7 protein-coding genes are annotated in these 14,967 nt (G+C 41.8%); 1 reads left to right on the top strand and 6 read right to left on the bottom strand.

What is annotated here, in order from left to right; genetic code table 11:
* Positions 1-10: 10 nt before the first annotated feature.
* The 6 genes from FAZ19_RS18830 to FAZ19_RS18805 all read right to left on the bottom strand — a co-directional run bounded on the left by FAZ19_RS18830 (position 11) and on the right by FAZ19_RS18805 (position 14,327).
* Complete coding sequence (locus FAZ19_RS18830; protein WP_229707642.1) at positions 11-1,099, bottom strand: pectinesterase family protein; 1,089 nt, start codon at positions 1,097-1,099, stop codon at positions 11-13.
* A 7-nt stretch (positions 1,100-1,106) separates the two neighbouring features.
* Positions 1,107-2,582, bottom strand: coding sequence for a pectate lyase (locus FAZ19_RS18825; RefSeq protein WP_136822300.1), 1,476 nt, complete (start codon positions 2,580-2,582; stop codon positions 1,107-1,109).
* A gap of 52 nt (positions 2,583-2,634) precedes the next feature.
* Positions 2,635-4,260, bottom strand: a complete 1,626-nt coding sequence (locus FAZ19_RS18820) for a DUF5123 domain-containing protein (RefSeq protein WP_136822299.1) — start codon at positions 4,258-4,260, stop codon at positions 2,635-2,637.
* Between the two features lie 20 nt (positions 4,261-4,280).
* Positions 4,281-6,308: a RagB/SusD family nutrient uptake outer membrane protein gene (locus tag FAZ19_RS18815; protein WP_136822298.1), complete on the bottom strand. Its 2,028-nt coding sequence runs from the start codon at positions 6,306-6,308 to the stop codon at positions 4,281-4,283.
* A gap of 10 nt (positions 6,309-6,318) precedes the next feature.
* Entirely contained in the window at positions 6,319-9,756 is a 3,438-nt protein-coding gene (locus FAZ19_RS18810; protein ID WP_136822297.1) for a SusC/RagA family TonB-linked outer membrane protein, read from the bottom strand.
* 269 nt (positions 9,757-10,025) lie between these two features.
* The gene (locus FAZ19_RS18805; RefSeq protein ID WP_136822296.1) at positions 10,026-14,327 is read right to left on the bottom strand and encodes a hybrid sensor histidine kinase/response regulator transcription factor; all 4,302 of its coding nucleotides are present in this window, start codon (positions 14,325-14,327) and stop codon (positions 10,026-10,028) included.
* A 203-nt stretch (positions 14,328-14,530) separates the two neighbouring features.
* Between FAZ19_RS18805 and FAZ19_RS18800 the strand changes: the two genes are divergently transcribed.
* Complete coding sequence (locus FAZ19_RS18800; protein ID WP_136822295.1) at positions 14,531-14,956, top strand: nuclear transport factor 2 family protein; 426 nt, start codon at positions 14,531-14,533, stop codon at positions 14,954-14,956.
* Positions 14,957-14,967 lie beyond the last annotated feature (11 nt).

Raw genomic sequence — 14,967 nt, 5'->3', positions numbered from 1 at the left:
TTTGTTACATTTATTTGGGCGTTATAGTGATATCATCTTCTATAAAACCGGGATGTTGGCTGCCGATCACCTTCTCATAGGTGAAGCTCGTCGCTTGCTCTGTTGTCAGCTGTCGAGACCAAGCTACTCGTGTACTTGGACTAGCTCCTTCTCCGGTAGAATTATATTCAGCATAGAAAGCGCTGGTTTCATTAGCAGCATTCCCCCAGTTGTGCCATCCCTCCTTACGGATATGTTTACCTAAATTAGGCTGTAGAAATACAACCTTTGCATGGGGTCGCCAAGGTCTTCCAAGATAAACAGACCCTTCTGCAACAGTGGGATAAGCCGTAATTTTACATTTTTGAAAAACATACCCGTATAGTTGATTTTCTGGGGTTGAAGCCGCAGTAATGTAGCCATTTCGTGTACTTTGCATATGGCATTCATCAAAAAAAGCGGTAGACCCACCAAAGATAAAGTCTACTGATCCTTCGATAAAGCAATCCCGAAGATATTGGAACGTACCATTGCCTGCATACCAGGTATCTTGATGTCCCAAAAAACGACAATTCCGAAAGGAAGATCGTGCTCCGCCAATATTGATTGCCAAGGCCTGGCCTGCATCGATACCTGCGGTATTTTCAAATGTCAGGTTTTCTGCCACAAAGAAATCACCATTTGCAAAAAATGAGGCAGATCCACTGGTACCAAATTCTGATCCATCAGGCCTCAGTCGTTTGGCATAGTTGTCAAAGGTCAGGATGGTATATGCAGCATCCTCCCCATAGAGATAAATATAGTCTTTATTTTTAGGGATCGTGATTACTTCTTTATACGCTCCTTTCTTAATATAGATATAGAAATAGGTTTTCCTATTATTTGGGGCAGCATTAATGGCTGCCTGTACCGTCGTAAAGTCGCCTGTACCGTCTGCTGCCACAACGGCATTGGCTTTGATATTTTTATCCGGCTCATCCTCCTCTTTGATAAGTTCCGATAACGAATCATCTTTATGGGAACATGCGACCAACGCAGGATACATAGCGAGCAATAGTACACAATAGGTCGTGCTTGCCATAATAGAGAGAAAGTCTTTATATTTAAACTTCAAATACATACTTTATTTACTTTTTAACGTTTACCAAACTATTTATATACACTTCGATATTGTCGTACGCCGTACTTAGGTTACGTCCGTCGGCGTTCGGTTTACTAGGATCGAGTTTGTTTGCGATTTCCCACTCGTCGGGTATACCATCCCCATCCGTATCCAATGGAACCGTGCCGGAGCTAAGCTCCGGCCAGCCGCCTACGTCTCCTGGGCTATCGATTATCCCGAATCGACTATATTGATCTCCACTGGATCCATGGGCAGTATACGTTTTGTTTGCGACATCGTCGACGACACGAATATCGACCGCATCTCTTTTTAGGCTTGCTCCTGCGAACAGCAAGACTTTTTCATAAGCTTCTTGGGCCGTATGCGTGGTTACATTATTTTCGATATCATGAGGGGTAGCTTGTTGCATTGCGACTTTATCGTTTTCGGAAACGATGCCATAGCTATTATGAAACTGGTTATAAACACCGTTTGACCAATTGTTGCTGGTCACAGCAGGCTGATTTTCAAAATAGTTACCTGCTATATAATATTTCCCCCAGATATCATACATTGGTTCTTGGGGATTTTTACTTTTGTCTATAGAATAAATACGTGTATTAGCTCGATTTTGGGTTGCGGGGCCAGGTTTATAATAATTGTTGACAAGATTGATATGCATCCCCTCACCTCCATACGCGCTATTTCCTCCCCAATTATAGATGACATTATTTCGATAATCGACTAGAGATCGACGTGCAATATCCGTTCCTCCACGTTCGCCAAAACGTGGGTTCCGGCTATCATGATGCGCTATTAAATTATGATGGAAGGATGCCTTGAAGCCGCCAAAGATACCACCATATCCATGTGCACCTTTGTCGTGTGCAGAAAAACGGAGGCTTTCGGAAATAACACACCATTGGAGAGTAAAATTTTCATTGCTATAAAATGATACACACTCATCGGTGGACCAGCTCATTGAGCAATGATCGATCATGATATCTTTCTGTTCGAAACCTCCTAAGGCATCCGCTTCCACCCCCTTTTCATCCCCCATACGAAAGCGCATAAAACGGATAATTACATTTTGGGTAGACAGGACCACAGGATAATTTTTTATGGTGATACCATCTCCCGGCGCTGTCTGCCCAGCTAGGGTTATATGAGGATTGCGGATATTCAATTGCGATTGCAATTCGATCGTACCGGACACCTCAAATACGACAATCCGTGGACCTGAGGCAGTCACTGCCGCTCTCAGACTACCGGTTCCTGCATCATTCAGGTTGGTCACTTTAATGACACGGCCACCGCGTCCTCCCGTGACTTTGCGACCAAAGCCTTCCGCCTCTGGAAATGCAAAAGCTTCCTCTTCGACAGGCTTAAACCCGTTGTCATTATCTGTTTCTTGCTCGTTCTCTCCACCCTTACTACAGGCAAATAGAAGAATCAACGTAGCGATAGATAGATATAAATACCGGTGTTTATTTACTTTCATTTTCTTTTTTTTAAATGCACAAAAAAATCCCTAGGCCTACCCATCTCCAAGCTTAATCAAACCACCGCGGGTCTCCGGCTGTTCCCCGGCCACCAAAACCATTACCCGATTTAATATGAAAATCTTTATTTGCAGGATCGACAAATAGATCATCAGCCGTTCCGTCAAAAATAGTTATCTCGGAAAAATCACGTGAAGCACGTTCAATTTGCAGTTCATTCGTACGATAGCTGCCAGCGAAGGAAACAGCTAGACCAAAGTTGGCGTGGTCGTAACTCGTTGCGTTAACTTTTGCACCATTATTTGTTCCGGCAATGATGTTGTTGTTCGTAACGAGCTGCAAGGGCAGTTTATTCGTATCAAAGCGTAATAATTGGCTCAAACCCGCATTTTGATTATAGAACGTACAACTTTCAATAACGATTTTTTTAATGGCCACACGAACATCCATCAACTGTGTAGATAGATCTACCAACGTACTGTTGGTAAAGGAAATCGAATCAACTATTGCAGCGCTACCGCCTACGTTTACAACTCCCCAGCCGCCGATTCTATCCAAAATACAATTGTCAAAAATGATACCTTGCACATTGGCCGCATTATTTAAGCGGACAACGCCATTTCCAAACCGTTCGATATAACAGTTTCTAAAAGTATAAGCTTCCACATCAGATTCATTTTTATCCTGTGTAATCAGGAACGCACTACCACTCACGGCATAAATATCAACATTTTCAAAAACTACCTCACCATAGACAATATCCGAGAACCGTAATGCGCTGATATTCAACCGTGGCTTATTTCCGTTATTATCAGGTTCTCCCGTAATACTCAAATTATTCACACCGGAAGGCATAGTCAGCGTTGCCAAATCATAGATTTGTCCGCCGTTGAACATCAGAATTATATTCGGCTTTCCGTCGGCTACCGCATCCGCCACCAATGCTGGAATATTATCTCCGGGGTTAACAATTATAATTTCACCACCGGCCAAACCTGAGGTCGTAACAGTCCGGGATCCGCGTAGGACCGCCTCATTGAAAATAGCGATATGGTATTTTGTCCCGGGCTGCAACCCTAGAATCTCCACATTTCCATCTGTCTTATTCGAAGCCGACAATTGAATCGTCTGGATTTCGATATTACTCACGGGATCAAAAACACTGACATGGGTTACCCTATCCGTGGGTGTCCAATGCATCACCATCCTGTCCACAAAGGCGTCCGCACTATTAAACAATTGTTCAGCGGGCGTTAGAAAGATTAATTGCGAATAGCTGGATTCTTCTCCAGTCTCCGTATTGACGCCTTTCATGCGCACAGCGTATTCCGTCAGGCCATCGAGTTCATCAAAAATTGTCCGGTATTCTACTCTTGCCGGTGAGGTAGACGGGGCAAACGGCGTGAGTGTGTCTGCAAATATTTCCACGGTTTTGACAATTTCGTTGAATTCAAGATTATCTTTGCTAAACTCGAATATGTATTTGTCGGCAGAGACAGTTTGCGTGTATCGGATTTCCACTTCGGTCGAACCGATACGGGCAACGTTGAACACCAATGATTTAAAAAGTCGCTGATGGGTGGGATCTATATCCCAATCGTTAACTTTTTTTTGACAGCCCGAGATGGATATTCCTACTATTCCGAGCATTAAAATCTTAAAAAATATCTTTTTCATATTTCTATATTTTCCTACTATTAATAACCATATGCATTTTCTAGATAACCCCTCGATTCCCGAATATCATCTACATAGATCGGAAATGGATACCTATAATTACATACACCGTTGCCCATTCTGTATTGACTGAGCAAGGACTGTATCTCACTACCATGGGTAAGCGTAGATAGAAACCCAGCGTAGTCGTACGACGCCATTAGTCCTGTTCCTGCCAAAAGCGCCCTAACCGGCCAAAGGGTATAGTTATACGTTCGGCCTGCTTCGACGACAAGTGGCTTGGCTACAGCTTTCGTGAACCAGTCAATTGCTAGATAGTCACCTCCTGGATTGGCAGGTAAATCTCCATAATAATTTAAGGAAGCCTGGTCAATATACTCCGTATTTCTGAAGCGGTAGTACACGACCGTAGGAAAATCTGACGGTTGGTAAATCTTATCAAATATTTTTACCGGCTGTGTATGATCGAACATTAAACACAACGCTTTTTTCATATCCTCTATCTTGTCGTACAATAGCCCCCAGCGCACAAGATCTTGCTTACGGATGGACTCGCCACCGAATTCCCATGCTCTCTCATGAATAACCGCATCCAAAAAGTTCGAATCGTAGGTATATATCTTCGGGGAACCTGTACCGAAAGCGCGTTCACGAACCTTTTCTAACGCTTGACGTGCAGATAAACCTCCTGCAGCTTCATGAACAGCATCTGCATTTTCAATTTGACTCATTGCCTCAGCATACATTAAATACACATCCGAATAACGCATCAATATCCAGTTCACCCCAGTCGCAACCCTACTTGTTGCCGTTCTGTGTAAGGCCAGATAAGCATCTGACATCCAATATATCCTCCATTTGCCGAGTTTGACATCATTGGGATTTGTATTGATGGATTCCTTGTTCTCCGATGTATAACGCAACCAAGTTAACGTAACATCTCGCCGTTGATCTTCCCGATCAAAGGAATAAAAATAATAGGCTGTAGAGGTTACATAACTTCCTCCAAACCCCCGAGTACCGTACCGGGAATTGCCCGCAACCTCGTATCCCATTAGTGATCCAATATCTCCGTTATTCCCCATACCAAAAGCCACTTCAAATAAGTTTTCATTAAACGAATTAGGACGTCCGCCACACACGGATTCCCAAACATTCTGAAAGCTTGGATCCAGACTATGGGGATTTTCGGACGAGCCGATAATTTCAGCAGTTTGTTGTGCAGCGATACGGTAATAGTCTCTCCAATTTTGAGGTCGGCCTACATAATATCCACTTATCTCTGATAGTGTAGGATGTTTCTCTGCTGTCGAATTCGGAAATTGGTTCGCGTCACGCAGGGACCATCCGCCGGCAAACAGTGCGACTCGAGCTAATAATCCTTTTGCAAAACCTTTTGTGACACGTTCTACAGTCCCGTATTCGGCATTGCCCCCTTTCCAGGGAAGATAGCTTTGGGCTTCTTCCAAATCCTGCACTAGATAGTGATATACCGTATCCTTATCCGACTTGCCCATATAAACGTTGGAAAGATCTGATTTTGACGCCTCCTTCTTGTAAGGAGCATCACCCCAATACCGTACGAGCTCAAAGAAAGCCAGCGACTTGAGTGTCAACGCTTCGCCCAACAGCGGTTTCATAGTAGCATCACTTTCTAGGATTGGTGAACTGCGAATACCGTCTACTACCGCCGTGGACATTTCTGCGAACTCATAAAGGCGTTGCCACCGAGTAGTTTGGTTGTTCGAATCTCCAAAAAAATTACCTGCTCCATAATCGCTCGTTGGCTGGTTGTACTGCGTTTCACTGAATTGTCCATTGGACTCTATATCCGACACCCCCTGCCAGTTTACAGACAGCTTTTGCCCGTAGATGTACGTTTCCGTCATTCGACCATATAAGCCCATTACAGCCGCCTTTGCCATGGAACTGGTATTAAACACCGTTTCGGGACTTAGCGATGATGGGGAACTAGTTTCTAAAAACTTCTTGCAGGACGCAAAAATTACAACCATCAGTATAGAAATAATCAATAATATTTTTTTCATCTTCAATAGTTTAAAATGTAACATTTAATCCAAAAAGTACCTTTTTCGATTTGGGATAGGCGGAGTAACCTACACCTGGTGTTAACGGATTGCGTTGTGTATCCACTTCGGGATCCTGCCCCGTATAATTGGTCCACACATGGAGATTATACGCTGCTACATAAACTCGTAGTTGGCGCATGAGCAAACGGCCAGCTATATGCGAAGGCAAGGTGTACCCCAGTGTAAGATTGCTTAACCGTAAAAAAGAACCGTCTTCTACAGCCCAATCGGTTAAAACGCGTCCGTTGGCGGCAGCCGGGTTCCACATCGTCTTACCTTCATTCAGTTCCTGAAACAGGATAGGATCAGCATTGTTGCCAAACATAATATTGACACCGGTCTGCGGATCTATCGTCGTAAAACGCTCAGACAAACGCATATCGTTACTGATGTTTTGATAGCGTTTAGATCCCTCATAAGCTGTAAAATCAACTTTGTCTGCGTTATATATATCGTTACCATAAGACCAGTTGAACATGGCTGCTAGATCAAAACCCTTAAACTGGCTATTCAGCATAAAACCTCCTGTATGTTTAGGCTGCGCTCGGCCTATGACGACACGGTCGTCATCTAGGGATACGACCTCTCCTTCGCCTCCCATCTTTTTCAGCTTGATATGTCCGGGGCCGAAATAATTGCCCGAACGAGACATGACGTGAGAGGCATCTACGATTCCTTCATTGAGCATCCATCTATTTTGATCGTAATCAAACGTAAAATCATCGAACGTATAATAGCCATCTGATACGAAGCCATACATCAGACCTACCGGTTGGCCAACAATAGCACGGAAATCATCGCGACCAAAATCTAACCAGGCGGATGCAGGCGTATTCATCTCACTAAGTCCATCGATTAGTGAACGTACTTTATTCCGATTGAACGAGATATTAAAATCCGCAGACAATTTGAAATCTTTCTTCTCGAGGAGTATTGCAGAGGCGCCAAACTCCAATCCTTTGTTGGCAGTGCTACCTACATTTTGATATTGTTGCCCATACCCTGAACTCGAAGGAAGTGGGACTTGAAGTATCAGGTCATTCGTGATATTACTATAGGCGTCGACGGTTAAGTTAAATCTGCTATTTAGAAAGCTCAAGTCCAAACCTAAATTGGTGGATACTGTACTTTCCCACGTTAGGCTTTCATTTTTAAGTGTATTTTGCGTTCGCAATGCACTCTGAGGGGTCTCGTTGATATAGTATAGCTGGTTGCCCGCAGTTACAAAACCATACTCTTGCCTCCAATAGGAACCTACTCTCGCATTGCCTACGGCACCACGGCTCAAACGCAGTTTAGCATCAGAAAGCCACAATTTGGTATTTTCCATAAACTGTTCTTCAGAGAATCGCCAAGCAAGCGCTGCGCCCGGGAAGAATCCCCATTGATTACCTGGAGCAAACACGTTCTTACCGTCTGCTCTTCCGGTGAATGTAAAGATGTATCGGTCATTGAACGTATAATTTACGCGTGAGAAAAAAGAGGACACTCGAGATGGCTCTCCAATAGTGGTATAGGTGGGCTGTGGTGTCCCGTAATTCCACATCGCCAATACATCATCGGGTGTAAAATCATGTGGATAAAACTTTGACTCCAGAAGCATGTTATTACGTTGATTGTTGGTCAATTCCTGCCCCCCTACCACAGTAAGACGATGCTTACCGTCTTGGAGATCTAGGTCATAGGTCAAGACATTCTGTATAGACCATTGCGTACCTTTTTGATCTTCTCTCCTCGCCACCGGCTGCCCTCCATTTGAACTCGATTGCCCTGTACCACGTACCCAGATATTATCTGTAAAATCTTTATTAAATGCAAATGATCCTTTGGTACTGAAACGTAAACCTCTAATAATATTCCAATTTAACCCTGTATTGAAGGTCGCATTGAATCTATTTTGATCTTTATATTCGTTAACAACATTCACTACTGGATCTTGCAATGAACTCAAAGCCTCTGCAGAAGTCATGTCTTCTGCTCCTCCTAATGCATCTTCCGTCAAAGATGCCAAACTCCTAACCGGCGCGTATTTAACTGCCTCCCGCAATTTTCGGCCATTTGATATACTTGGCCCCGTAATAACTGTATTGGACATTCTTGAGTTAAATTCGAAGGACAAGTTTTTACTGATTTTTTTGTTGAGCTTAGCACTCACATAATCGCGCTGATATGCAGAGTTCAACATGATATAATCCTCGCCATCACGGGTATAGTTCAAGTTATAATTTAATGTACCATCTGAATCTCCACCACTCAATCCGACGTTGTCGCTTTGTTGTATTCCTGTATTACCATATAATCTATCTTGCCAGTTGATACCTGCTTTAGACTTGTAGATATCGATATCATCCCATAGACCGTACATGGAATTAAAACTATTGTTATTGGCGGTAGAAGGGTCAAGTTCACGTTGCCAATAGACATATTCGTAAGGAGACAAAACCTCCGTAAGGTTGTAGACATTACTCATCGCCGCATAGGAGCTAAAAGTAATTTGCGCCCGCCCTCCACGACCTGATTTCGTGGTAATCAGGATTACACCGTTAGCACCCTCTGAACCATATATGGCGGTAGATGCGGCATCTTTCAACACATCGATGGTTTCTATATCCGTCATGGGGATATCATTGATATTGGCTACCCGAAAACCATCTACGATATATAGTGGAGAGTTATCCTGCGTAATGGAACTTCCTCCGCGGACTCTAACCTTAATGTCAGCGTCTGGCGAACCTTCGGTAACTGTTACATGAACCCCCGGCAATCTACCCGAAATGGCCTGGAGTACCGATACAGTTGGAAGATCTTTAAGCTTGTCTGCATTGATCGAAGCCACCGAACCAGTTAAATCTTTACGTCTGATTGTACCATATCCAATAGCAACGACTTCTTCAATATGCGTAGAGCTCTCCAGCATGACGACATCTACTTTGGATCGATTACCAACAGTGATCTCTTGTGTATTAAATCCTACAGATATAAATATCAATACGGCATTTTGAGGCACCCCACTTAGTGTATACGCCCCCTTCGCATCGGTAACCACCGTTCGATCTGTCTCTTTAACCGATACACTAACTCCTGCAAGCGCTACGCCATTAACATCTGTAACCGTACCAGACACATCTATGTTCTTTTGTTGCTCAGCAGAGGGAAAGATGGCCGCCATCGAGTTTGGTGTTGGAACGGGATGTTTAGTCAATCTGGCATTACTGCCATAAGTCGGAGAAAAACAAACTGTGGTAAGAAAAAACAAAGTTATACCACTTTTGAAAATGTGTAATGGAAGTGAGCCAGCCCCACTTCTCTTTCTTTGTCTTAGTCCCTGAGGGTCATTCAGCTCCAAGCAACCGATTGCACAAAGTGGGTGTAAATCTTGAAACTCACATAATTTTAATCTATTCATATAAGTTGGTTTATAAGTGTTTATTTTATTTGTAGAAGTATATCTATGTATACTTCAGGTTATGCTTTTTTTGGGTTTATAACTCTTGTGGTGTATCGTACGTTGGCAGGTTTAAACAAAGTGTCATTTCCGATCAATCACATGATTTAGTTAAAGCAAATGTAAAAGGATAGTGTTCGAAAGAGGTTTAATTTTTGACATAAAAGGTTCAATAATTACTCTCTCAAAACTAACACACTTAAAAACAACATATTAAACAAAAAAAAATATTATAGGCTCTTGGAGAATTCTTTTGGTGACACCCCGAATTTATCTTTAAAGCATGTACTAAAATATTTTGGATTATTGAACCCTACCATATAGGCGACTTCTGCAACAGTATGCCTACCATCTCCCAACACTTGATAAGCCCGTTGGAGTCTCATATCTCGTACAAATTCGATTGGAGCTATTTTAGTAAGGCTTTTGAACTTTTTGTAAAAAGTATTTCTACTCATGTGGAGTCCGTCGGCCACCATATCTATATTGAAATCGGGATCTGACATTCTTTCTTCGACTACCTGCACCACATTCTTCAAGAATTTTTCGTCTGTATCAGTGATGATCAAATCTGAGGGCTTTAGTACCACCTCACGTCGCTCTACCATAGCCGAAAAAAACTGCGTACGCCTACGGATCAAGTTGTTCACCGAGCTCAATAAGAATTCTGTATGGAATGGTTTGGTAATATAGAAGTCCGCGCCATATTGTATTCCTTCTATTTGACTTTCGATAGCGTGCTTGGCGGACAACAGCACTATTGGGATGTGGCTTATCTTCGTGTTTTGGCGGATCTGAGCAAGCATCGTGATTCCGTCCATGTGGGGCATCATAATGTCACTAATGATCAGGTCGGGTATCTGTTGCTCGGCAACAGCTAGCCCCTCTATGCCGTCATGCGCTATCAAAACCTTGTAATACAAGTTTAATTGCATTTTTAAGAAGTTCATCAAATCTTCATTGTCTTCAACAATCAAGACAACTGGCTTCTCGACGTCGTCTTTCTGCTCTTCCGCGTTTCCTGAATAGCTTTGCTGTTCAGAAGCCGTCTCATCCCGTACCTGTTGTGGTATATGTGACTCTTTTTGCTGCACAACAGGAAGGGTGACAATGACCGAGAGCCCCCTATCGTCATTATTGAATGCCCTAATCTGACCATTGTGCAAATCGACCAATTCTTTTGCCAATGCGAGCCCTATCCCAGTACCCTTAGTATTTTTGCTAACGGTTTTGGATTCTACATAAAACAATTCAAAGATATTGTTCAACATTTCATTGCTCACGCCACAACCTTGATCAGAAACCTGCAGGTTGAAGACCCCCTGTTGCTCGTCCAACGAAACAACGATCTCCGTATCATCGGGTGAATACTTGAAAGAATTGGATAATATATTAAACAATATCGTCTCGATATGGTTTTCATCAGCTTGAATCAAAATCGAATCGGAAGAAAAAGATGTTTTCAGCGTCATCCTTCGCTCTCTTGCTATCGGTCGAAAATTATCGATGACCTGTCTACTCAGCGCTATAACATCGAACATCTCAAACTGAACTTTGAATTTATTCTCTTGAATCTTTCGCAAATCTAGCAGTTGATTGACAAATGTTTCCATCCGAGTCGCATTCCGATACACCATATTCAAATATTGTTCGCCTTGTGAAGAAAGTTTTTCGCTACCCAACAATTGTTTAACAGGACTCAATATTAACGTCAATGGCGTGCGCAGTTCATGCGACACATTCGTGAAAAAGTCCATTTTCATTTCGGCTACTTTCTTTTCGATCTCGACCTTATTTTTCAAATCTATCATCGTAGACAATATCCTCCAAACTAAAGTAGCTATGCATAACAACAGCACAAAATAAATAGTGTATGCCCACCACGTGTGCCACCAAGGTGGCAAAATAATGATAGCTAAACTCTTATAAGGCAATACGGTATATAAGTCGCTTTGTGCCTTTACTTCCAAACAATATTGGCCAGGTGATAGGTTTGTAAAGGTAACTCTGTTCAATTGCTTGTCGGTATGCCAGGTCGAGTCCAAACCTTGTAGTCTGTAGAGATAATTATGTTGACTATAGCGATGATCTGTGATGGTAAAATCAATACTGATATTATTTTGATCATAATTCAAAATAATCTTATCCGCATATTGGATATTGAAAGCCTGCCCATCTATTTCGGGGTTTGGCCGCAAATCCTTATTATTAACCTGTAAGCCACTAAATACTAGAGTTGCCTTTGATTTACTAATGATCTGCTTAGAAGGATCCAATAGAATGGTTCCTTTCGATGTACCCCATATAATTTCTCCGTAAGGGCTTTTGGCAACAGTCTTTTCTGAAAAGTTGAAACCCGGTTGTTCATGAAAGGCATCAAATGGAAAAAATTGTTCAGACCTGAGGTCAAATTTAGAAATGCCCCCTTCGGTAGCTAACCATAAATTACCATCTGAATCTTCGGCTCCACTCAAGATATAATCATTGCTTAAACCGTCCTCATCTGTGTAGTTTTTGAACTTTAATCCCGTAAAAGGATCGCCTGTTGCCTTTGTCAACCCTCCTCCTGAAGTACATAGCCACATATCGCCATTTGACGCTTTCAATATATACTGCAGATCGTTCCCACCAATACCATTACCTGTTTGATAGCTATCTCTGTACACCCTGAAGTGTCCTTTTTGCGAATAAACCACCAAGCCAAAGGTCGTGGCAATCCAGATATTTCCGGTATCATCTACCGTCAAATACCTAATTTTATCAAAACTTCCCTGAGGATATGTCTTATTGTTAAAGGTGATTGATTTAAAGTCTATGAGGCCGTCCTTCCATTGTACTTTTATTAACCCTTTATCAAATGTGCCTAACCACACATCTCCACGATGATCTTGCAACACAGTATATATTTGATCGCTCTGCAACGTACTATTCATTGTATCGTAGTGCGTTAGGCTATAGTCAGTTTGCTCTTGATTCTTCGGTGTAGCTACATATAGTCCCTTATTTTTGGTGGCTATCCATATCGTATTGCTTTTGTCCTCTAGCATAGCATATATACCTGAAAAACCTTGGACTGGAAGCTTGTCTATAGGAGCGGATGTATAGGTATCATTTTTCTTTACGACTAGACTTCCCGACTTTGTCCCAACCCAAAGCCTACCTTTGGTATCAAACATAAGGCTTCGTACTTCGGGATCTTCTTCAGGACTTAATGCTTTGACTAACTTATCACTATCGAAATTATTGTTACGTAAGACCATTTTTATCAGTCCGTTTTCTTCAGTACATAACCAAACGACACCTGAAGGGTCATAATGCAAACTATAAATCAGTTGGGGAAATGATGTATAGTTACCCGACATATCCTCATTTTTCGTCACAAAGGAGGCGGACTTATAGTCATAATATCCGAAACCTCCTCCTTTCATGCTGACCCACACGACATCGTTGATATCTTCGAAACAGCTAAAAAGTGCTTTTTTGTCTTGCTTTTTGCTTGGGCTATAAAAATGGTTTATTTTGCCTGAAGTGCGGTTCCAGAATACCACCCCTTCAGAACTAGGCTCTAACCATAGATTGCCACGGCTATCTTCAAAAAGATGAATGAATTCTTCAGCCCCTTGTAGATATATTTTAGAAGCTGCGTTATCAATGTCATAACCGATAACCTTTCCAGAGGAATCTGTCAAATAAAGTATTTTACTTCGTTTTGATAGAAAAATATTATTGATTGGATAATCCGAAACTCGTCGCTTAGTAATGAGTTGCGTTTGCTTATTGTATACAATAAGTATACCCTGAGCGGTAGAAAAATAAATCTGATTTCGATCTTCTTCAAATTTCGTAATATTTAAACCGAGTGTTTCTTTAATGATGAAAAGAGTATTTCTAAGACCCTCGTTCTCGCCAACTATTAAACTATTAAGGCCGTTGATGGTACCGATCCAGATTTTTCCTTTTTTGTCCTCGTGTAAAAAATTCACCTCATTCGATGACAATATGTTATCCGATCCTTCAGCTTCGCGAAACTGCCGGATACCTTTGGTGGAAATATCGCGAGTTGAAATACGAAATAGACCATCCGCTACCGACCCCAACCAAACATGATCTTTTGAAACATGTAAAATTTTATTGAATAGAATTTTCTTTTTATACCGCTCTTCTATTATTGTGGATAGCGTCGCAAATTTCTCTGTTTTTTTATCAAACCAATATACCTGCTTGTCGTACGTTTTGATCCAGAGTAAGTTGTTCTCTCCATCCAAAATCTGTACAATCCTTTTACTTTCCAGATAAGAGTTACCCTTTAAAGAAGGTTTGTAGGTTTTGAAATTTTTACCGTCGAATCTGTTTAGTCCATTCCATGTACCCAACCACATAAAGCCGTCTCGGTCCTTTACGATGGCAGTTACCGAACTATGGGCTAGGCCGTCCTTTCCTGAATAATATTCTACCTTACAGTTTACCTGTGCAAAGGAAAGTGTAGAAATCATGAAAAGGACGACGAAAACAGATCTATATATATTTGGCATTTATTATTAGAAAATAGGACTAAAGATACTAATATATATAAAAGCTTAAATAGATAGTGTCTACTATTTTCACCGATTATATTTCTGCGTTTACCGAATAATTTGGTGCGCTAGTCTAATCGTTCTTCCCCTACAGCAACTTCTCCTCTACTTTTGATTCCAACAATAACACAACAACTCAAAAAACGTAAATATATTGAACCATGAAAAACATCATCTCTACTATCGTCACGACATTTATCTTGATGACTTCATTCAGCTCCTTTGCTGCTGAAAAAGTAAATCCGTTAAAGGATATGAATGCCAAGGGTGTCGTCGCCGCTTATTTGGACGCCACGGCGTTGGGTAACACGCAGTTTAACGAGCAATTATTTGCCAAAGATTTCGAATACTACAATACCGCACACGATCGCAAATATGATAAAAAGGCGTACACTAAATTTCTAAAACAAAATAAGGGATTACAGTACAACTGCAAAACGACCTATCAAATACTGGATGAATGTGGTAACTCCTGTGTAGCGAAGTCAACTATGGAGTTTGCAAACTTTACGCGGGTAGATCACATCAGCCTTTGCCACACGGAAGACGGCTGGCAGGTTAGTAAAGTGGTAACGACATACCCGTAAACTGAATATTT

The organism is Sphingobacterium alkalisoli (assembly GCF_005049105.1).
GTDB classification, from domain to species: Bacteria; Bacteroidota; Bacteroidia; order Sphingobacteriales; family Sphingobacteriaceae; genus Sphingobacterium; species Sphingobacterium alkalisoli.
The sequence above is the reverse complement of the archived record's forward strand: the minus strand, read 5'-3'. Positions and strand labels throughout refer to the sequence as shown.

Bases quoted from the DNA above. Each gene is read 5' to 3' on its own strand.
- FAZ19_RS18810 (WP_136822297.1), bottom strand. From the start codon at position 9,756: ATGAATAGATTAAAATTATGTGAGTTTCAAGATTTACACCCACTTTGT.
- FAZ19_RS18820 (WP_136822299.1), bottom strand. From the start codon at position 4,260: ATGAAAAAGATATTTTTTAAGATTTTAATGCTCGGAATAGTAGGAATA.
- FAZ19_RS18800 (WP_136822295.1), top strand. From the start codon at position 14,531: ATGAAAAACATCATCTCTACTATCGTCACGACATTTATCTTGATGACT.
- FAZ19_RS18830 (WP_229707642.1), bottom strand. From the start codon at position 1,099: ATGTATTTGAAGTTTAAATATAAAGACTTTCTCTCTATTATGGCAAGC.
- FAZ19_RS18815 (WP_136822298.1), bottom strand. From the start codon at position 6,308: ATGAAAAAAATATTATTGATTATTTCTATACTGATGGTTGTAATTTTT.
- FAZ19_RS18825 (WP_136822300.1), bottom strand. From the start codon at position 2,582: ATGAAAGTAAATAAACACCGGTATTTATATCTATCTATCGCTACGTTG.
- FAZ19_RS18805 (WP_136822296.1), bottom strand. From the start codon at position 14,327: ATGCCAAATATATATAGATCTGTTTTCGTCGTCCTTTTCATGATTTCT.